The following is a 19947-nucleotide window of genomic DNA, read 5'->3' as shown; positions in this document are numbered from 1 at the left end:
CGCCTTTATTTTGCTTTACCCTGATCCGCTATTTTTTTCCATGCATCATCACGTAAATAAACTGGCAAAGCATATTCAGCATCAACCCACTGCTTTTGCGCTGCATAAACACGTGCAATAGAAGCAATGTCTTGTGCAGTTGCAGTGATTGTTTGATGTTCAGCATTAGCTTGAAGTAGCTTTGTACCCGAACCGATTAAACAATGTTTTGCATAAGCAGCAGCTGGCTCGTAGCCCATTAATTTTTCTTCATCAATACATTGCATAATTCCATGCTCATCGAGAACAAAACTTGCAATGTAAACTTCGTTCATACGCGCATCGAGTACTGCAGTCACTTGTTTCAAACCTTCAAGTCGGTATGCCGCTTGAGCTAAAGCTTGCAAACTCGAAACAGGAATAACGGGTAAATCTTGTGACCATGCCAACGCCTGAGTCACAGCTGCATTAATTCGAACACCACTAAAAGAACCCGGCCCACGGCTAAAGGCAATCGCATCTAGACCAGCAACCTCAAGACCTGTTTGTTGTAGCCCCTGCTCGATCATGGGCAAAATGGTCTGGGTTTGTGCTTTCGCCCGCGTATCGAGTTGAAAAAACAGTTCTTGGGTTTCATCGACTAATGAAATAGAACACTGCTCATTTGCAGTTTCCAACGCCAGCAATTTCATGCACAACCTTAGTATTAAATCAGATTAAAAACGAGGGTTATGATACCCCACTCGGCTCTGATAGGCGAGTTGTTCTCTTTCTAAATAAAAATGCCAAGCTTGTGCTTGGCATAAAAATATTTTGCTAAAAAAGAGTTAAAAGTGGAATTCTTCTAAATCTGCATAGTTCTTAAAGTGCTCAGCATAATGCAATGCACTCAAACGTATTTTTGCAGCGCCATCTTCATCTAAAGTTTTGACAATTTTGCCAGGTGAACCCATCACCACTGAGTTATCTGGAATCACCTTCCCTTCAGGAACTAAAGCATTAGCACCGATAATACAATTTTTACCAATCACAGCCCGATTTAAAATTACGGCGTTCATACCAATCAAACTATTATCACCAATCGTACAACCATGCAGCATGACTTTATGACCGACTGTGACATATTCACCAATATTTAACTCAAGGCCCGCATCGGTATGTAGTACAGAATTTTCCTGAATATTAGAGAAATCACCAATTCGAACTACACAGTTATCGGCACGAACTACAGCTCCAAACCAAATGCTGACTTGACGCCCTAACTCTACTTGCCCAATCAGCGTTGCTGTTGGAGCAACCCAACCATCCCATGGCTCATGTAAGGCTTTTGGGTGCTGTCCTTGATAGCTATACATCATAATTTATCAATCCTGATCATTTATTCTTATGAGAAAACTTTGGCATTCCAAAGGTTGGTGAGTTGAGTAAAAATGGCCAATCTTTTTGATAACCCAATCCATATTTAAACAGAGCAACTAACATACGAGCAGTTAACCCCCAAATAATTTCATTATCAATCTGTAAGCTTGGAAAATATAAAGACTGATGGGCATATCGAACTTCATAGGGTGTTGGCCGCGTTTCAATAAGTTGCTGTAACGGGACAAAGAAAATTCGATCAATTTCGGTAGGCTGAGGTATTAAAGTCACCTCTGGAGGAATAAGCCCAACGATCGGTTTTACAGACAAACCACTTCTTGCACGCTGCATCGGCAAATCACCGAGCAACTGCACATCGAACGGATTTAAAGCTGTCTCTTCCTGAGCTTCTCTTAATGCTACAACAATATTACTGGTATCACTAGGATCACGCTTTCCACCCGGAAAAGAAACTTCCCCCGCATGGTTGTTCATATGTATTGAACGGCGTGTAAGCAGTACCTTCGGATCATTTTCATTAGTAATTGCAATCAGTACTGCTGCTTGTGCTTCTTGTATGCGGGTGGAAAAGCGCAATCTTTGCTGTAACTTTTGTGTTAGCAAGTGCTCTTCCATACCATTCACCTATTATTCTATCTCTCTTTGCATCATATCTGAAAATCAAACTTAGGGAATAGAGTTGATGCGTAAGTCTAAAAATTCAGTTATGCTGAGTCATCTCTATACTCGATGATAATTATGAGTTTCTGTGTAGCGTGTGGGCATAAAACCGAACAAAAAATTCCTTTAGGTGATCATAAAGTACGCCGTGTTTGTACTCATTGTGGAAATATTCACTATGAAAACCCCAAAGTAATCTGCGGTGCCTTAGCGTTATGGGAAGACAAAGTATTACTCTGTCGTCGTGCGATTGAACCTCGTTATGGTTTATGGACTTTGCCTGCTGGCTATATGGAATTGTTCGAAACCATGGAGCAAGGTGCAGCACGCGAAACTCGTGAAGAAGCAGAAGCCGAGATAGAAATAGAACAACTTTACTGTATGTACAATATTCCGCGTATTGGTCAAATTTATGTACTTTTCAAAGCACAGCTGAAAGATGGCATTTTTGGTGCAGGTGAAGAAAGCATCGAGAGTCGCCTGTTTGAAGAGCATGAAATTCCATGGGGTGAACTTGCATTCCCTAGTGTTGAACACACTTTAAGACATTATTTTGAAGACCGTAAAAAACAAGTGTTCCCAACACATCTTGAAACTTTGGGTACTCGTTTAGACCATACGGGTTAATCATTTAGATAATAAAAAAAGACCGCTAAGCGGTCTTTTTTTATTTGTCTCTTATTTTTAAGGCTTAGTCTTAATCTGATAACAATTAGCTGTTCTAAGTGTCACAGTTCCTGCCATACGCTGACCTAGAGCCTTTTCAGCTTCAGTCGGAGCAGGTGAAATATCTTTAATATTATTATATACCTGTTGATAGAAAGCATATGGATTTAACCATGAAACTGTTTTGTTATCATAAGTAGTAAGGTTTGCACCACTGGTCTGCCCTTGTAATAAATTAGCAACGTTAATTTTTGCACCACTTACAAGTAATGTTTGACTACCAGTTTGAGAAGTACTTTGAACTACATTTGAATTTAAGCCAGCTACAATACCATTTAAATTCCCTAATTCAGGCACCCCAAAAATCATTCTTACAGTAATTGACTTATCATTGGTGGCCGATTCTGTTCCTCCAGTTGTACCAATTCTGTACTGCTGAACTCCATTGTTATCAATTAAACTCGTATTTGAAACCACTCCACACTGACCAGACATATCTGTCGCAGTAGCTTCAGGTTTAATATCTGTTCTAATATTCCCATTCTCATCAATGACAATACCCAAATCAATAGGTGCAATTCCTGCTGTATCAAATTTAAAGTTTAGAGTTGCATATAATGGGAAAATATAAGTTTGTCCAGATTTGACGTTCTTAGCAGTTTTAAAAATCTGATTAGACAAATAGCTCGCAGGACTTACCTTATAAATATCCATAGAACCATTATAATTTTGGTTATCAACACTTTGTTTCCATAAAGCATACTGCTGAGGATTAGGAGTTTTAGTATCCGTCAAAGCTAAATATGAACTATCACGCCCTGCAATAAGTGAATCATTTAACAATTTACCTTGATAAATCACTAAATCTTCATTTGTATTACTAGAAGTTTTTAAACGAAATGGTTGTGTTGATTTAATTTCGGTTTGTATTGGATCAAGCCAAGTAGTCTGTGCATTTGCAATCATTTGGGTCGGTTTTGATTTCGTCAAAACATTTAATACTGCACTAATTGCTACCTGGCTTGTGATTGTACTTGTTCCTTTCCATTGCAAACCATAACCAAATGTATATCCTTGACGATCAGATAATAAGAATAAATTACCAAACACATGTTGGGTATTTGCCCCATTTTTCGAGCAATCCGCCAAATTAGTCAAATTACATCCGTAAAAGTTTTCAGAAATCAAATTAGGCGGAGCCAAAGTAATATAATCTGACTGATATAGTCCCACTAAACTTAAGTTTGTTAATTGTGCTACCAGTTCAAAAGCTTGCTCATCTGACACCTGACTTAAATCTAGCCAAGGTTTTAAAATATTGGCATAAGCCCCATTTTTCCATTCTGTAGCTGTGATATTTTGAACTAAAATATTTAAAGTATTCTTCTTATCATCGGTAAATTGTGTTGGCTGCAAATCACCAGCAATATTATCACCACGCTCCAGACCAATGCTTTGAAAGAGCTTTACCAATGCCATTGCAACTCGAATTGTAGGATCATTCTGATTAAGGGATGTTGGGGTTTGCCCAGTTAATCCGATCGCCATATCCATGACTTTCAAACGCGGTGGAACAGTCATTTGAATTTTTGAAACAGTGTCGAGCTTAACAGAACCTAATTCAATTTTTCTTATAGCTTTAGAATCTTGCAAATAAAAACTAGCTGTATCTCCAGCTTTACAAGATCCAATAACACTATTACCTGAAGCCTTAGTCACAAAGCTTAGATTTGCTGCACTACTACATGTAAAATTAATACCAGCAATTGGGTAATCTAAAGAAAATTGTAGACAATCACTGCTTGTTATAGAACAACTTCCATTAGCAGTAGCTCCTCCTGATCCGTTTGTAGGATTCTCATTTATTGTGGAACTACCACCACCGCATCCATTTAGCATAATCGCTAATGTGGTTAAGGCAAAAGGCCATAAAACTTTTTTATTCATTAGATACCCTACTTATTTTTAACGTAATACGGAAATTTGAATTTGTCCCTGATTCGATAACTCAGTTTCTGCAACATCTACAGCAGAGGATAAGGGCGTTAACATCATGTAGTGTGCTGATGATGGTACTTTTAAAACACCTTGAATTGATGCATGTTGTAACATAGTAGAAGGATAAGATTTACTCTTAAATCCACTTACTCCTTCTAAAATACAACCCTTATCATCTAAAAAAACAGCTAATGGCCAATAATACGAAGGTTTCTCATTACTAGCAGCGAACGACATAAGTTTTAAATGTTGGACTGAGGGATCAAGCTTAATCAACTCATACTCAAATTTTTCTTTCAAAGGTTTTCTTGGCCATACATTTACTTCTTTATTTATACTAAGTGTCTTAATTGATTTGTTATAACCCTTGATAAAACATTGATCTTGTTCAAAAGCGGCCACTAATTCTTTCGAAGATAACCGCATATATGTGGGCGCTAATACAACTGTAGACTCTTTATCTTGAGTATGGCGATTAAAAAGCTGATCTAAAGTTGATCGGCTGACACCTTTCTTCCGCTCTACTGATTCTGTTCTTCCTAAGCCATCTGGCACGAGATAAAAACGTTTTTTCCCTTCAAGATTAAATTCCTGATCTTCAAGATATTCATTATTTACATATTCCACACCATCAATGGTAGTAAATTTAGACTTATCTTGTGTAGAAGTTGGTGCTGGGGAAGCTTGCGAAGTGCTTTTTGTCGGTGGTGGAATTAAAAGCAAATCTTTTTGCCATTCATTGTTAGAGGGCGTTTGAAGTTTTACATTTTCAATAGGTGTTTTTAATTCACGATCATTTGTTGAAGCGGACTGAGGATTCTGGGCTTTTTGCTGTGCAGTTGGTGCAGTTGGTGCAGTTGGTGCAGTTGGTGCAGTTGGTGCAGTTGGTGCAGTTGGTGCAGTTGGTGCAGTTGGTGCAGTTGGTGCAGTTGGTGCAGTATTTAATTTCTTTTCTGCTCGTTGTTCTAATTTTTTTGGCAAATCTTTAATTGGCTCTTTTTCTTTATAATTTTTTTGAGCAGGAAGAATCACCGTTTTATCTTGTGGATTTTGAGGTTTTATTTCTATTTGAGGGATAGACTGTTTTTTCTGATCAACTCTTTTACTCGGCACAATCATAGGACGACCATCAGGACCAATAATCGTATAAAAACCGTCTGCATAAGATGTAGAAACATTTGCTATCGCAATACATAAAATTGAAATAGCAAATTTAGGTCGAAGCATCCATTTATACTGTTTTACCATTTTGTTCTGTAACTCAAACCAAGCACTGTAATTTTCGTATTTGTTTTTACATCTAAACCAGCATAAGGGTTTAATAAAATATTATCGACACCACATTTATTCGATAAAGTACTCGTACATGCTGGAATATTATCTCGACTGCGTAAGAAACCAACTGAAAGGTCTAAATCAGTATCTGTATCAAAACGATACCCTAATCCTAAACCAAACAATTGCGCATTGTTAATTGGAACCATAGTATTACGTTTGTCATCAGGAATAGCACTAGCCCGAGGCTCATAACCTGCTCGTAATTTCAAACGATCCGTTGCCGAATACTCCAAGCCGATTCCCCAACTCCATGGCGAGGTAAACTTTAATGGCAATGCTAAAGAGCTATCGGTCACATCATTAGATAATAGTTTTGCAACTTTAAGTAGTGAAATCTGACGATCGAACTCAAATTTAAATTTATCCCATGCTGAATAATCAGTCCACCCAACATCAAAGTTTACTTGTAAATCTGGCAAAATTTTATATTTAATACCTGCCTGAAAATGTGCGGGATATTCTAAATCCATCGCGACTAAACCCGATTCGATATCAGGTACATATCCAGGTAAGCCGAGAATTCGAGCTAAAATTTGACCAGTCGCAGATGAGTTCAGCCCGCGTACCAATTCTTGAGGCGCTTTAGCATTATCAATCATGTATTTGCCTTTCATACGCATCTTGGCTGAACTTTGGTAAACCATACCGAAGCCAAAATCATCTGTCGGCTCCCAAAGCAATCCCAAGTTATAACTAGGGCTTAAAGATTGCTCCATGGAAACTTGTAAGGCACCCATTTTATTAAATGGGTTCATACCTTCCTGAGCATTACACATTCCAAATAATAATAGATCAGTAATCATGTCATTATTATTCTTGAATGGCGCACAAACCACTTCATCAACCATGCGTAAGACACCAATCATCTCATTTGGAAAACGAAGATCAGTTTTTAATGCTAGCGCGTTATATGACATTCCAATGGAAGCACCAATTGATAAATGGTCATTAACTTGGAAACCAAAAGATGGAGACAAATAAGTAATACGCTCTACAGCAACTTGTTGCCCCATATAGTTACCAGCATTACCATTTTCTGCGCCAAAACCTGCTACCAATGGTGCATATACCGCTGTTGCATATGTGACTTTAGAACCTGGGGGCTTATAGGCAATTCCCGCTGTAGGAGCAACGAGTGGATAACCAGCTCCTAAATCAACCATTTTTTTAAGAATAGGCACATATAAGCTGGCGTACTCGACATCTCCATGAACTGAGTCTTTAAAATCTGTACAAATATTCGCAGTAACTTCTGGACCATCATTACAAACAAGAGGATCATCTGAATAACCAAAAACGTTATACCCAGGCGGTGCTGAAAATTCTCGCTGAATATCAAAATTAGCTAGAATACCCTGTACATCAGTTTGCAGTCCATCAATCTTAGCTAATGCTGCTGGGTTAAAATGAACCGCACTAATCCCTGGTGGGTCTGCGGTTACAGCATTCCCCATCGATAGTGAACGAATATCAACAGCTAGGTTTTGTCCTAATTGAGCATTGGCAAAGCTAGAAATACCAGAGATCACAATTGCCGCCGTTAGAGGACATAATTTAGGATATTTCACCTGCATATCTCCTTATTTTTGTTTTTTATTAAAACCTAAAATATCTAACGGGAACGATAAACCAAGTGAGACATCTGGTGCATCCTCGGTTAAACCAAAGCCAACTGTACCATTAACAATCGTATCAGGTGAAACACGTACACCTAAGGCAAAAGCCATCATTGCACTACTTTGGTCTGGAGATTTATAAGATTCTCCATTTGCAAATTGGAACTCAGAATTTAGGTTAAAGCTTTGTTGATATGACATGGTTAATGACACATCATAGTTAAATGAATAAGCAAAACCGAAAGAGAAGCCGCCACTAATTCCAGGGTCAAAAGATTCTAAAATACGGTTACCACGTACCTGATTTAAACCAGACTCTTTAAAACCATAGTTGGCAGAGGCAGAGGCAAATAAAACAACTGGATCGATATATTTACGAGTACTGGCGCCTATACCTGCAGAGTAATACCCTTTACCAGTTGAAAGCTCATTTTGACCAACTTCGTAAGGACTATCACCAGTTTTACTAGATAAGCTACCAAACAAGACTAAAGGTAAACGTCCTTGTTTAAGAGGGAAAGGTTCCCAACGCGCACCTAAAGAAATATCACCCAATCCTGCAGTGGTAGAATCGCTATTGATATCAGATTTAGCAACTAGAGGTACTGTTGCTGAAAGTGTTAAATTATCTAAAACACCATATTGAGCTGTGAAACTATTGGTCAATGTATGTTGAGCATCTTCCCTGATACTTAAGCGACTAATACTAGAGTTATCATCTCCTAGTGCTAAATCCAAAATACTGTCGCGGTAATAAGTATAATCGAGATCATAATATGTAGAAATCTCCCCTCTTTTAATTAATGAATATTGTCGTTCATTCGAGGTGAAGACTTCTTGTAAATTTGTCTCTTGACTCGCATCGCCTTCTTTTTTCTGTAAAGCTGTAGCAGCTTGATTAGCTTCAGTATTTGCTGTTACAGGATCACTGGTTACTATGTCTGTGGAAGGAGTTACACTTCCATCTTGAACTGAATCTGTTGCTGGCGCTACTTCTGATGCGGTATTTGTTTCAGAAACTACAGCAGTATTTTGAACTTCCGTTTGTGCAACTTGGTCCTTTGCATAGATTGTTCCTGTAATGGCACTCATACTTAAGGCCAATACACTCATCTTCATCCATCGATTATTCATATTCCTTCCACCCAATTTATTTATTTTACTAAATTAAAAATTCATTACTTACGCTTGTAATAAAGACGCATAAAAGTTTCTATCGGCTGATTATGATTTGAAGAATGGCTGTCATTATCCAAAACCCGTCGCATTGTTGAGGCTTTATTTGCTAAACGGTCATAATTAAATGTTGGATATTGCACGTCAACAAAGGCATAACGGTTAACAGTTGCATCTTCCACATGACGCATATCTGCATCTTTTAATGCTAATAAGTCTTTACGTTGCGATTCAGGAACAGAAATAACAAACAACGTATTGTTATCCCAAATTTCTTTAAATCGATTTTCATCAAAACTAATATTCCCTAATGCAGGGTCAGCAACGTAGACTCTTCCATCTTTATAAGCTTTATATACGACAAAATGTTTAAATCCAGCATATGAAATCGGAACAATTGCAGGCTGACCTAATTTAACTAAATCAGGAAACTCTCCTCGGTAACCACCACTATCTAAACCGATTGCTGTGACAAAACGTTTCATATCAAGTAATGAGAAGCTACGGCGTTCAATAATTCGCTGATATTCGCCATACTGTAGTAACCCACTCATTGTTTGCTGTTCAGTCAAACTAGTGCCGACATACCCATTTAACAAAGTGGTAAGTGCAGCCGAACCACAGCTATAGTCATATGCTTGTCGAACAATACCGCGAAATTGATCTTCTATCGCAGGTCTAATCGTAACGGGTTCAATATGATTTCGGTGAAAAGATAAATTACGTGAATCAGCCGTCTCTGTATAATAAACAGTTCCCGGTGGTTTTTTTTCTATTTCGAAGGCTTCTGTCGCAAAGTAATACATCAATGCTGAGCCTAAAACAATCTCTAACATAAGCACTTGGTCTAAATGGTGGCCTAACTGGCCTTATTCATTTTATTCTTAGAGCAATAGCTCTACATCCCTGTGTCTCGAAGATACCTTTTTTTTTGTAAAAAAACAGCTTTTTTTTAATCTTTTTGATGAACGTATAGTTCTACTCTAATTAAACTGTTAATTAGCTCTCATTCTTAACTAGCGGCAGCCTTAATCTATTTAATATACATATAGTAATTTTATTAATTCTTAAGAGAAATTTAATTAAAATTTCAATTAAAAAAGCGCGTATTAAACGCGCTTTTTATTTTCAAACTTTTAAATTAGTGACCAGAAATTGTAATTGTAGAAGTACCAACATTAATACCTTGGATTTCAACATCACCGATTGAAGCAGCAGTATTAGAACCTAAGTGAATACCCTGTGCATATACATTCATGCCTTGAGTACTATTATTTTGAATCTTCAACCCTGTTGGTACAACAGAAATGTCTGCATTCACATCTAGGTTACCAGTTGTATTTCCTGCACCACGAACCATTACTTTGTCTAGGACAATTTTACCACCACCCGCAGCATCATTGATGCCTAGATTAGATAGTGTCAAACCACCTTGTAAGCTGGAATTTACCTTGATCATTGCACCCTGTGGGGTAGCGCCTAATTGAACATTAGCTGAAATTGCGCCTAAAGATAAATCTAAACCAGAAAGAATTTCAGTCGGTGCTGCTTCTGTAATACCGCGTACAGCAGTTGTTTCATTTAAAGTACCAGAACTGCCAACACCGATAGAGCCAACTTTTACATTAACTGCCCCTACATTTGCAGCAACGTTTAAAAACGCTCCATTTGTAGCAGATGCACCAACGCTATCAATTTTAAGATCTAATAGATTCTTTGTGGTATCTACCTGCGTAAGAGTTATAGCCTTACCATTAGTTGCAGTTGTACCTGTGATTGTAATAGCACCCGCAGTTGCTGCTGCACCTGCAATACCTGTAGTTGGGTCTAAACCATCGTTATCGTGAATATATAATTTGTCGATAGAGATACCGCCAGCACCTAAAGCGATACCGATGTTAATACCATCTTGACCTGTAGCAGCACTAAGCGCAGCATCGTCCATTGACTGCATTGCCATTGCATTTGCGCTGATAGCTAAAGAAGAAACTAAAGCAAGTTTAGTGAACATTTTCATTGAGCACTCTCCCAAGAGCATTTATTTTTTGACTTTAACCACTCTCATTGTCTCAAGTTGCATTTTTCTTTATATAGCAACCGAAACTTCCAATCCTTGAGTAGTTTTGCTTAGCAATTACTAAATTACATCTACGTTACTTTTTGTTCAACTAGTGTTGTGCATTTTTTGCCAACTACCCGACAAACGGTACACGCAATTTATTTTGTTTTTAGCTTCCAAATAGAACTCCAATCCCCTACTAAAATTTGACTATTTTATCAGCGAAAAGTACATCCCTCCTAAGTCTTCTCCCTGATGATCCACAAGTTGTAGTAAAATAATATTTCCCTCATTAACTATTCTGTTATTTAAAAATGTCTCAGTTAAAGATAAAAATCTCATTACCTAGTAAAAATGCTGCCGAGATTTTAAAAAATTTACAAGGTTTAACTGGGCTCATTTATTTAAATGACAATAATAATCCTATTATTGGTTTCCTGCCGAAGCAATATATTATTATTCAAAATAAAAATAATCTCATATTTCAGCGTCAAAATTCCAATAAATATAAAAATATATCAACATCACATCAATTATTAGATTTTATTCAACTAAAAGAAAATCATTTAAAAGAAAATAAAAATATTCACTCAACAACAAGTTTTAACGGCGGCTACATCGGTTTTATTAGTTACGATTTTGCTGCACATCAATTTATTAATACTCAGACTCATATACAGCCCTCTTTGTTCTTAGGCCAATACCGTTCTTTTTTAAAATATATTGATAATGATTGGTATTTTTTTAGTGATGAAGTAGATGCACTTGACCTATTCAAATACATTGAAAAAAAATTAGAGACCATTATTTCTAATAAAGCTAAAAATATATTTGAATTAAAAACTGCTATTCAACCAAGATGGTCTAAAGAACAATATTTTGAAGCTTTTAATAAAATACAAGAATACATTAAAGCTGGAGATTGTTATCAAATTAATTTAACCCAAGAATTTAAAGCTGATTTCAAAGGATCTTTATTAAATAAAGCTGAAGATTTATGGAGTCTTACTAATGCACCATATGCAGGTTATTTAAAATTAGATCAATTTGAGCTATTAAGTTGCTCTCCTGAGCTTTTCATTGAATTCAATCAAAATAAACAAATTAGGACACGACCTATTAAGGGAACCATGCCTCGATATGAGGATAGTGAAAAAGATTTTATTTCAAAACAAACTTTAAAAAACTCACAAAAAGATCAGGCAGAGAACGTCATGATTGTTGATTTATTACGTAATGATTTGAGCATTTATGCCAATACAGGGTCGGTAAAAACAACGCAATTATTCGAGATTGAGAGTTTTAATCAAGTTCATCATATGGTCAGTGAGATTGTTGCCACGCTTAAAGATGATATTAATCCAATGCAAATGTTACTTTCTGCTTTACCGGGGGGATCGATTACAGGAGCCCCAAAAATTCGGGCGATGGAAATTATTGAAGAGCTAGAAGAAGAAGCAAGAGGTGCATATTGCGGGACCTTAGGTTACTTCAATTTTGATGGAACGGGTCGCTGGAATATTCTTATCCGCAGCTTTCAACAATATCAAAATCAGCTCTCTTTGTGGGCAGGGGGTGGCATTACGATTGCCTCAAATGCAGAAGCCGAATATCAAGAAAGTCTTGATAAAATCTCTGCTATGCTGAACTTGATGAACAGCACAGCAGACTAAAACTTAAAGAATATCTTGTTTTAACGTTTGTACTAAACGCATATTCTGCTCATCAGTACCCACTGTAATACGCAAAAATTGATTAATACGAGGCTTATTGAAATAACGCACAATAATACCTTGTTCACGTAATTGCTGTGCAAGTTTGCCTGCATCATGGACTGAGTGTGAAGCAAAAATAAAGTTCGCTTTAGAAGGTAAAACTTTAAAGCCCAAAGCAGTTAAGTCATCTACTAGCTTTTCACGACTAGAAATCACTTTCTGGCATTGTTCTTCAAAATAAGCCTGATCTTCAAAAGAAGCGACCGCGGCTGCAATTGCAAAACGATCAATAGGATATGAGTTAAAACTATTTTTGACGGCTTCAAGCGCCGCAATCAAATGTGGTTGAGCGATTGCAAAACCAACACGCAAACCAGCTAATGAACGCGATTTCGAAGTTGTTTGACACACAACTAGATTTTCATAGCGATTTACTAAACTCACCGCAGACTCGGCACCAAAATCAACATATGCCTCATCGATCACCACGACCCGATCCGGATTTGCTTTTAAGATTTTCTCGATATCTGGCAAACCCATTGCAATACTGGTTGGTGCATTAGGGTTTGTGATAACAATCCCGCCATTTGGTTGTGTATAGTCTTTAACTTCTATCTCGAAATTCTCATTGAGTGGAATTTCTTTAGTTTTTGTGCCAAAGAACTGACTATAAACTGGGTAGAAACTATAAGTAATATCTGGATAAAGAATCGGTTCATCTTGAAGGAAAAATGCTTTAAAAATATGAGCAAGTACTTCGTCTGAGCCATTACCAACAAAAACTTGAGATACCTCAATATTCTGTTGTTTAGCAATTGCTTGTTTTAAAGCTGTTGCATCTGGATCTGGATATAAACGCAATGCATCAGCTTGCTGAGTTAAGACAGCTTGAACTGCTTCAACTACTTTTGGTGATGGCGGATATGGATTTTCATTCGTATTAAGTTTCAATAAATTCTGAATTTTAGGCTGTTCACCAGGAACATAAGGCTCTAATTCACGAACTTCTGGACTCCAAAAGCGCATTTGTGCTGTAGATAAAGTCATGGTCTTATCTCAAAAAAGGGCTGAAAATCAGCCCTGAGTAATAATTAAAACACTACAAGGTTTACAAGCTTATTGATAACGATAACGAGCTGAGCGTGCATGCGCATCTAAGTTCTCTTGAACAGCTAATATATCGGCTGTTTTAGCTAATGTTTTAACCCCATCTTTCGAACACATAATCAAGCTCGAGCGTTTTTGAAAGTCATAAACGCCTAATGGAGAAGAAAAACGAGCAGTTCCAGATGTTGGCAATACATGGTTTGGACCCGCGCAATAGTCACCGATTGCTTCAGGTGTATAACGTCCCATGAAAATGGCACCAGCATGACGAATATCTTCGCTCATGGCTTCAGCATCATCTAAGCACAGCTCCAAATGCTCTGGTGCAACCTGATTAATCAACTCAATTGCTTCTGCACGGTCTTTGACTAATACCAAAGCACCACGGTTTTGAATTGAAGTTCGAGCGATACCTGCCTTTGGCAATTCATTTAAATGCTTTTCAATTGCCAACTCTACTGCATTAAGCAAAGCTTCATCTGGAGTTATAAAAATAGCTTGAGCCACAGTGTCATGTTCAGCTTGTGATAAAACATCCATAGCTAACCAATTTGCATTATTCTCACCTTCTGCATAGACTAAAATTTCAGAAGGTCCAGCAATCATATCAATGCCGACTTGACCAAATACAGCACGTTTAGCAGCTGCGACAAAACGATTTCCTGGGCCCGTAATTTTATCTACAGGTGGAATGGTCTGAGTACCATAGGCCAAAGCTGCTACAGCCTGTGCCCCACCAATTGTAAATACCCGGCTAACTCCCGCAAGATAAGCTGCGGCAAGAACCAATGGATTTAATTCACCATTCGGTGCTGGAACAACCATAATAATTTCAGGTACACCTGCAACATGAGCAGGTACAGCATTCATTAGGACTGAAGATGGATAAGAGGCTAAACCACCCGGCACATAAATACCAACACGGTCTAGAGGGGTAACTTTTTGCCCTAATGTATTGCCCAAGTCATCTATATAGGTCCAGCTATCTTGTTTCTGAGCTTCATGAAATGTGCGAATACGCTTTGCTGCCAACTCTAAAGCATCACGAATTTCTGGGCTTAAATTATCAAAAGCGGTTTTAAGTTGTTCTTGAGATAATTCTAAATCTGAAAATTGATGCGCTGGATGTCGATCGAACTGTTGAGTAAGCTTTAAAACATGATCATCACCATGCTGACGAACATCAGCAATAATTTGATCTACTGTTTGCACTAAATTAAGATCATTCACGGTTTCAAATGCCAATAGCTCAGCAAAAACCTGTTTGAAGTTTTGATCTTGAGTCGATAAACGTCGCATCAATTTACCCACAAGGCGAAAAAGAAAAAGTAAGTTTACCCTTTTTCTATGCGCTTGTGGGCATCATCTAGCTTAACTATCGCAAAAGCATGATGGGAAATTGCTTTTAACGCGATTGAACAGCTTGCTCAAGCTGTGAAATGATTGGATTTAACAAAGTTTGTTTACGTTTAAAACTGGCTTTATTTACAATTAATCGAGAAGAAACTTTGCAAATCTCTTCTAATGGCTCAAGACCATTTGCTCTTAAAGTATTACCAGTATCGACCACATCCACAATGTAATCACCTAAACCAACCAAAGGTGCTAACTCCATAGAACCATAGAGCTTAATAACATCAACCTGTTCACCTAAGCTTGCATAGTATTGACGTGTAAGATTGACATATTTCGTGGCAATTTTTAAACGACCCTTTGGATGCTCCATGCCTACTTTACCAGCAGTCATTAACTTACATTTAGCAATTTGCAAGTCAAGTAACTCATATACATGCTGAGCACCATGCTCCATCAACACATCTTTACCTGCTACACCTATATCTGCTGCACCATTTTCTACATAGGTGGGTACATCAGATGCACGTAAAATCAAAATACGTACTTGCTTATGTGTAGTAGGAAAAATTAGTTTACGAGACTTTTCCGGATCTTCGAGTAAATTAATACCCGCTGTAGCCAATAAAGGTAACGTCTCTTTCAAAATACGCCCTTTACTTAATGCCAAGGTCAAACCATGATCAAAATTACCCATCACATCAAAATTAGGATCATCGTTTCTTACATCATTCATTAACTTACTCGCTTAATTTTGGCACCTAAACCTTGAAGCTTCTCTTCGACATGTTCATAACCACGGTCAATATGGTAGATACGATCAATTAACGTATCTCCTTCTGCAACTAAAGCAGCTAGAACCAAAGAGAATGAAGCACGTAAATCTGTTGCCATAACAGGGGCTGCCTGTAAGGTTTCAACTCCGGTTACAACAGCATCGTGACCTTCTACCTGAATATTAGCGCCCATTCGTGACAATTCAGGAACATGCATAAAACGATTTTCAAAGATCGTTTCAGAGATTGTTGCGAATCCACGACCAATCACATTTACTGCCATCAGCTGTGCTTGCATATCAGTTGGAAATTCTGGATGTGGCAAAGTTCTAAAACTTACAGCTTTAGGGCGTTTACCCATCATATCAAGCTCAATCCAGTCATCACCACGAGTGACTTCAGCACCCATTTCTTCAAACTTATCCAAAACAGACTCAAGTAATGCTGGATCAGTATGAGTAGTTTTGACACGACCACCCGTAATTGCAGCAGCTGCTAAATATGAACCTGTTTCAATACGATCAGCTACAACAGCATATTCACAGCCATGTAAACTTTCCACGCCAGTTACAACAAGAGTATCTGTATCAAGGCCTTCAATCTTGGCGCCCATTTTAATTAACATTTGGGCAAGGTCAGTGATTTCTGGTTCACGTGCTGCATTACGAATAGTTGTAACGCCATCTGCTAATGCCGCAGCCATTAAGATGTTTTCGGTACCACCAACAGTGACCATATCAAAAACAACTTCACCACCTTTTAAGCGACCATCAACTGAAGCATGGACATAACCGTTTTCAACTTCAATATGCGCACCTAAAGCTTCTAAAGCTTTTAGATGTTGGTCCACAGGTCTTGAGCCAATCGCACAACCACCAGGTAAAGAAACTTTAGCATTACCATAACGTGCTAATAATGGTCCTAACACCAAAATTGAAGCACGCATTGTTTTTACCAGCTCATAAGGTGCAAACTGATTGTCTAAAGTAGATGTATCTGCTTTTACTGTGTCATTTTCATAGCTAATCGTAACCCCTAATCCACCAATTAGCTTTACCAAAGTATTAACATCTTTAAGATTTGGAACATTGGTTATTGTGATTGGAGAATCTGCAAGAATAGTTGCAGCAAGTAATGGTAAAGCCGCATTTTTAGCACCAGAAATGCGCACTTCGCCTTCGAGCTTAACACCACCCGTAATTAAAAATTTATCCATTAATATTTAAGCTCCGAAAAGGCTTGCTTTACGCCATTCATCTTTGGTCATTGCACGAATTGTTACCGCGTGAACTTCCCCACTTGCAATATAAGTATTTAATGGTGCATAAACTAATTGTTGACGAGCCACCGTACGCTTACCTTCAAATTGATCATCCACAATACGGAGGTCAAATTTTCCAGCCTGTCCGCTCACCACCACTTCCGCTACAGGGAAAGCTTCTTTTAAAATTTGAGTGAGCTGTTCACTATTCATTGCAAAGACCTCTGACACAACCTAAGGGGTAAAACGGAGTATTTTACTATAACTTTTTCCAAGAATTCAGTACGTGTTTATATTTTATCAATAAAAAAGAGGCTATCTTTCAAGCCTCTCTTAATATTTCAAAACTTATTCAATAGAAACAGCAACTTGTGAATAAGCACATTGCATTTTTCGATATCTTAATAATTGTCTTTTTAATTTTTCAGTCAATTTTTTAATTGATGTATACATATCATCAGCAGCTGCCTGAGCAAACAACTCAATCCCTGGCAATCTTACGATAGCCTCTGCAACATGATTTGAACTGCCCTTATGAGAGCGCTTATCAATTTGATGATCTTTCGTTAATTTAATCTGCATACTATTCACCTGATCCAGGTGTTTCGTTAATTGATTAAATTTTGATTTAATATTTTCTTCTATAGCTGGTGTAATTGCTAAATGATGTCCACGAATCGTTATTTGCATAATTCTATCCCTCACCTTTTTAGGTTATTTAAAGAAGAACTAAAACGATTTAATGCTATCAAAGAATATTAGGACAATTAAACCATTTTAGTGACTCCTCTTGGTGAAATTAAAATTTCATTATTTCGTCATAATGAATCTCTAGAATAGCCATACTTCAAAATTCAGATCAAGACTTTTCTTTCAGACGATGAAGGAATATGTAACGATTCTCGATATTTTGCGACAGTCCTTCTCGCAACTTCAATCCCCTCATCTTTCAATAATGTAGCAATTACATTATCTGACAAAGGCTTACGCGGGTTTTCACTTGCTACGAGTTTTTTAATCATTGCACGAATTGCAGTCGAAGAAGCCTCTCCTCCGGTAGTTGTGCCTACGTGACTAGAGAAAAAATATTTCAACTCAAAAAGACCACGTGGAGTAAGCATATATTTATTTGTAGTTACACGAGAAACTGTAGATTCATGCAATTCTACTTCTTCAGCAACATCTCGAAGAACTAGGGGTTTCATTGCTTCAGCACCTATCTCCAAAAAAGCTTTCTGATGCTCCACAATACAAGATGCTACTTTTAATAGGGTTTTATGTCTTTCATCAATACTTTTGATAAAATTTTTCGCCTCAAGCATTTGATTACGCAAATATAAATTATCCTCACTCTGATCTGCTCTACGAATCATACTAGAGTAAAAAGAGTTAATTCTTAATTTAGGTAATACATCTGGGTTTAGTTGAACCTGCCAATGTAAATCTTTTTTAGAAACTACTACGTCTGGGATTTGATAATCTGACTCTTGTTTATCAAAATCCATACCTGGATAGGGTTTCAATGTTTTTAAAAGATTGATTGCAAACTTTAATTGGTCTTTTGTTAAACCCGTTTGTTTGAGTAATTTATTTAAATCATTTGCTATCAAAAGCTCATAATATTGCAATAAGCTTTTTGCCTCGTTTAAATATTCAACATCTTTCGGTAGAAATTCGAGCTGTATTTTTAAACATTCCGCTAAATTACGTGAACCGATCCCTAGTGGATCAAGTCTTTGAATATGCTTTAGGACAACTAAAACCTCATCTTCTTCAATATCTTCTTCAATATCAATTTCATTTAATAATTGTTGAGCTGCTAAAATTATTTCTTCTATTTCAGCATCTAAGAAACCTTTATCATCTAATGCATCAACAATACAGTAAGCAATTAATTGATCTATTTTGGAGAAATGCAGGAGATTAACTTGTTCTAAAATGTGTTCTTTTAAAGATAATTCAACTTGACGATTATCCTCACGCTCTTCAAATTCTGGGGTAGCCAAAGCCGTCGACTGATGAGTGTAAATATCATCCCACTCGGTATCGACTGGTAAATCATCAGGTAAATGATTTGCATTTAACTCAGTCGTTAAGTCATCTGATTCTTTATTTTCTAATGTGGACAGGCTTTCTGTTAATGACTCTTCTTCTATTTTTTCAAGTAAAGGATTACTATCTAGTTGGATCTGAATTTCTTGTTCAAGCTCTAAACTGGAGAGTTGTAACAAACGAATCGCCTGCTGCAATTGAGGTGTTAACGATAGAGAATTCGCAACTTTCAACCCAACAGATAATTTCATATATTCTAGTTTCCATAAAACAAGCAAAAATCATGCCTACTCAACATTTATAACATATAGTTTCTATTTATCATATATATCAGTTTGAAATTTTTCAGAAGAAAAATAGATTTTTTAAATTAAAAAACTTATCAGAGAATAATATTCATAATCGTATTACTTAGATGTATTTCTTAAATATTATAAAAAAGGACTCCTAATAGAGTCCTTTTTTATTGTCTTAACTTCTTACCTACGTTTTTCTAATTAATTTCTGCATAAAAAAACACCCCCAACATTTGAGTTGGGGGTGTTTAGAATAATGAGCTGGCGATGACTTACTCTCACATGGGAAACCCCACACTACCATCAGCGCTAAGAGGTTTCACTTCTGAGTTCGGGAAGGGATCAGGTGGTTCACTCTTGCTATGGTCGCCAGCACAACTGGTATGGATACTTGCTTCGTTTTATTCACTTCGTGATACGTTGCGTTTTCCAAATCTTTACAGATGGGCTGATTGAATCTTACTTTAGATGTTCATTTTAGCTAAGCATATAACTAAATCAAGTTGCTTTGCATA

18 protein-coding genes and 1 rRNA gene are annotated in these 19947 nt (G+C 37.2%); 2 read left to right on the top strand and 17 right to left on the bottom strand.

What is annotated here, in order from left to right:
* Positions 1-5: 5 nt before the first annotated feature.
* The 3 genes from tsaB to ACINWC141_RS09425 form a co-directional block, all read right to left on the bottom strand.
* Entirely contained in the window at positions 6-671 is a 666-nt protein-coding gene (gene tsaB / locus ACINWC141_RS09435) for a tRNA (adenosine(37)-N6)-threonylcarbamoyltransferase complex dimerization subunit type 1 TsaB (protein ID WP_009390643.1), read from the bottom strand.
* Positions 672-806: 135 nt separating this feature from the next.
* A complete protein-coding gene (locus tag ACINWC141_RS09430) occupies positions 807-1334 on the bottom strand; it encodes a gamma carbonic anhydrase family protein (RefSeq protein WP_081400092.1) in 528 nt (175 codons plus the stop codon).
* A gap of 19 nt (positions 1335-1353) precedes the next feature.
* Complete coding sequence (locus ACINWC141_RS09425) at positions 1354-1983, bottom strand: CoA pyrophosphatase (protein ID WP_085942204.1); 630 nt, start codon at positions 1981-1983, stop codon at positions 1354-1356.
* Between the two features lie 114 nt (positions 1984-2097).
* Between ACINWC141_RS09425 and ACINWC141_RS09420 the strand changes: the two genes are divergently transcribed.
* Positions 2098-2646, top strand: coding sequence for an NUDIX hydrolase (locus tag ACINWC141_RS09420; RefSeq protein ID WP_002115876.1), 549 nt, complete (start codon positions 2098-2100; stop codon positions 2644-2646).
* A gap of 57 nt (positions 2647-2703) precedes the next feature.
* On the opposite strand, the gene filF is transcribed toward ACINWC141_RS09420, so the two are convergent.
* The 6 genes from filF to filA form a co-directional block, all read right to left on the bottom strand.
* Positions 2704-4632, bottom strand: coding sequence for a putative pilus system protein FilF (filF, locus tag ACINWC141_RS09415; RefSeq protein WP_009390638.1), 1929 nt, complete (start codon positions 4630-4632; stop codon positions 2704-2706).
* 18 nt (positions 4633-4650) lie between these two features.
* Positions 4651-5931 carry a putative pilus assembly protein FilE gene (gene filE, locus ACINWC141_RS09410; RefSeq protein WP_009390604.1) on the bottom strand — a complete coding sequence of 427 codons (1281 nt, stop codon included), beginning with the start codon at positions 5929-5931 and terminating at the stop codon, positions 4651-4653.
* Positions 5925-7589: a putative pilus system OmpP1/FadL family transporter FilD gene (filD, locus tag ACINWC141_RS09405; RefSeq protein ID WP_034678157.1), complete on the bottom strand. Its 1665-nt coding sequence runs from the start codon at positions 7587-7589 to the stop codon at positions 5925-5927. The genes filE and filD overlap by 7 nt, the downstream gene beginning before the upstream one ends.
* A gap of 12 nt (positions 7590-7601) precedes the next feature.
* Positions 7602-8771 carry a putative pilus system protein FilC gene (filC, locus tag ACINWC141_RS09400; RefSeq protein ID WP_034678138.1) on the bottom strand — a complete coding sequence of 390 codons (1170 nt, stop codon included), beginning with the start codon at positions 8769-8771 and terminating at the stop codon, positions 7602-7604.
* Positions 8772-8815: 44 nt separating this feature from the next.
* Positions 8816-9649, bottom strand: a complete 834-nt coding sequence (gene filB / locus ACINWC141_RS09395; protein WP_009390630.1) for a putative pilus system C39 family peptidase FilB — start codon at positions 9647-9649, stop codon at positions 8816-8818.
* Positions 9650-9954: 305 nt separating this feature from the next.
* A complete protein-coding gene (gene filA / locus ACINWC141_RS09390; RefSeq protein ID WP_005302845.1) occupies positions 9955-10830 on the bottom strand; it encodes a putative pilus system protein FilA in 876 nt (291 codons plus the stop codon).
* A 356-nt stretch (positions 10831-11186) separates the two neighbouring features.
* On the opposite strand from filA, the gene ACINWC141_RS09385 reads away from it, so the two are divergent.
* Positions 11187-12545: a chorismate-binding protein gene (locus tag ACINWC141_RS09385; protein ID WP_009390623.1), complete on the top strand. Its 1359-nt coding sequence runs from the start codon at positions 11187-11189 to the stop codon at positions 12543-12545.
* Between the two features lie 3 nt (positions 12546-12548).
* Here the strand turns inward: ACINWC141_RS09385 and hisC are convergent, their stop codons facing one another.
* The 8 genes from hisC to rrf all read right to left on the bottom strand — a co-directional run bounded on the left by hisC (position 12549) and on the right by rrf (position 19806).
* Complete coding sequence (gene hisC / locus ACINWC141_RS09380; protein ID WP_009390645.1) at positions 12549-13634, bottom strand: histidinol-phosphate transaminase; 1086 nt, start codon at positions 13632-13634, stop codon at positions 12549-12551.
* 69 nt (positions 13635-13703) lie between these two features.
* Positions 13704-14993, bottom strand: a complete 1290-nt coding sequence (gene hisD / locus ACINWC141_RS09375; RefSeq protein WP_009390642.1) for a histidinol dehydrogenase — start codon at positions 14991-14993, stop codon at positions 13704-13706.
* A 106-nt stretch (positions 14994-15099) separates the two neighbouring features.
* Complete coding sequence (gene hisG / locus ACINWC141_RS09370) at positions 15100-15783, bottom strand: ATP phosphoribosyltransferase (protein WP_003655841.1); 684 nt, start codon at positions 15781-15783, stop codon at positions 15100-15102.
* Positions 15783-17039 carry a UDP-N-acetylglucosamine 1-carboxyvinyltransferase gene (gene murA / locus ACINWC141_RS09365; protein ID WP_009390613.1) on the bottom strand — a complete coding sequence of 419 codons (1257 nt, stop codon included), beginning with the start codon at positions 17037-17039 and terminating at the stop codon, positions 15783-15785. The genes hisG and murA overlap by 1 nt, the downstream gene beginning before the upstream one ends.
* Before the next feature lie 6 nt (positions 17040-17045).
* Complete coding sequence (gene ibaG / locus ACINWC141_RS09360; RefSeq protein ID WP_004641297.1) at positions 17046-17297, bottom strand: BolA family iron metabolism protein IbaG; 252 nt, start codon at positions 17295-17297, stop codon at positions 17046-17048.
* Between the two features lie 135 nt (positions 17298-17432).
* The gene (gene hpf, locus ACINWC141_RS09355) at positions 17433-17774 is read right to left on the bottom strand and encodes a ribosome hibernation-promoting factor, HPF/YfiA family (RefSeq protein WP_009390621.1); all 342 of its coding nucleotides are present in this window, start codon (positions 17772-17774) and stop codon (positions 17433-17435) included.
* A 164-nt stretch (positions 17775-17938) separates the two neighbouring features.
* The gene (locus ACINWC141_RS09350) at positions 17939-19387 is read right to left on the bottom strand and encodes an RNA polymerase factor sigma-54 (RefSeq protein WP_009390625.1); all 1449 of its coding nucleotides are present in this window, start codon (positions 19385-19387) and stop codon (positions 17939-17941) included.
* A 304-nt stretch (positions 19388-19691) separates the two neighbouring features.
* A 5S ribosomal RNA gene (gene rrf / locus ACINWC141_RS09345) occupies positions 19692-19806 on the bottom strand.
* Between the last annotated feature and the right edge of the window lie 141 nt (positions 19807-19947).

The organism is Acinetobacter sp. WC-141, from assembly GCF_000313935.1.
In the GTDB taxonomy this organism is placed as follows: Bacteria; Pseudomonadota; Gammaproteobacteria; order Pseudomonadales; family Moraxellaceae; genus Acinetobacter.
This window is presented reverse-complemented; position numbering and strand designations above follow the sequence as displayed.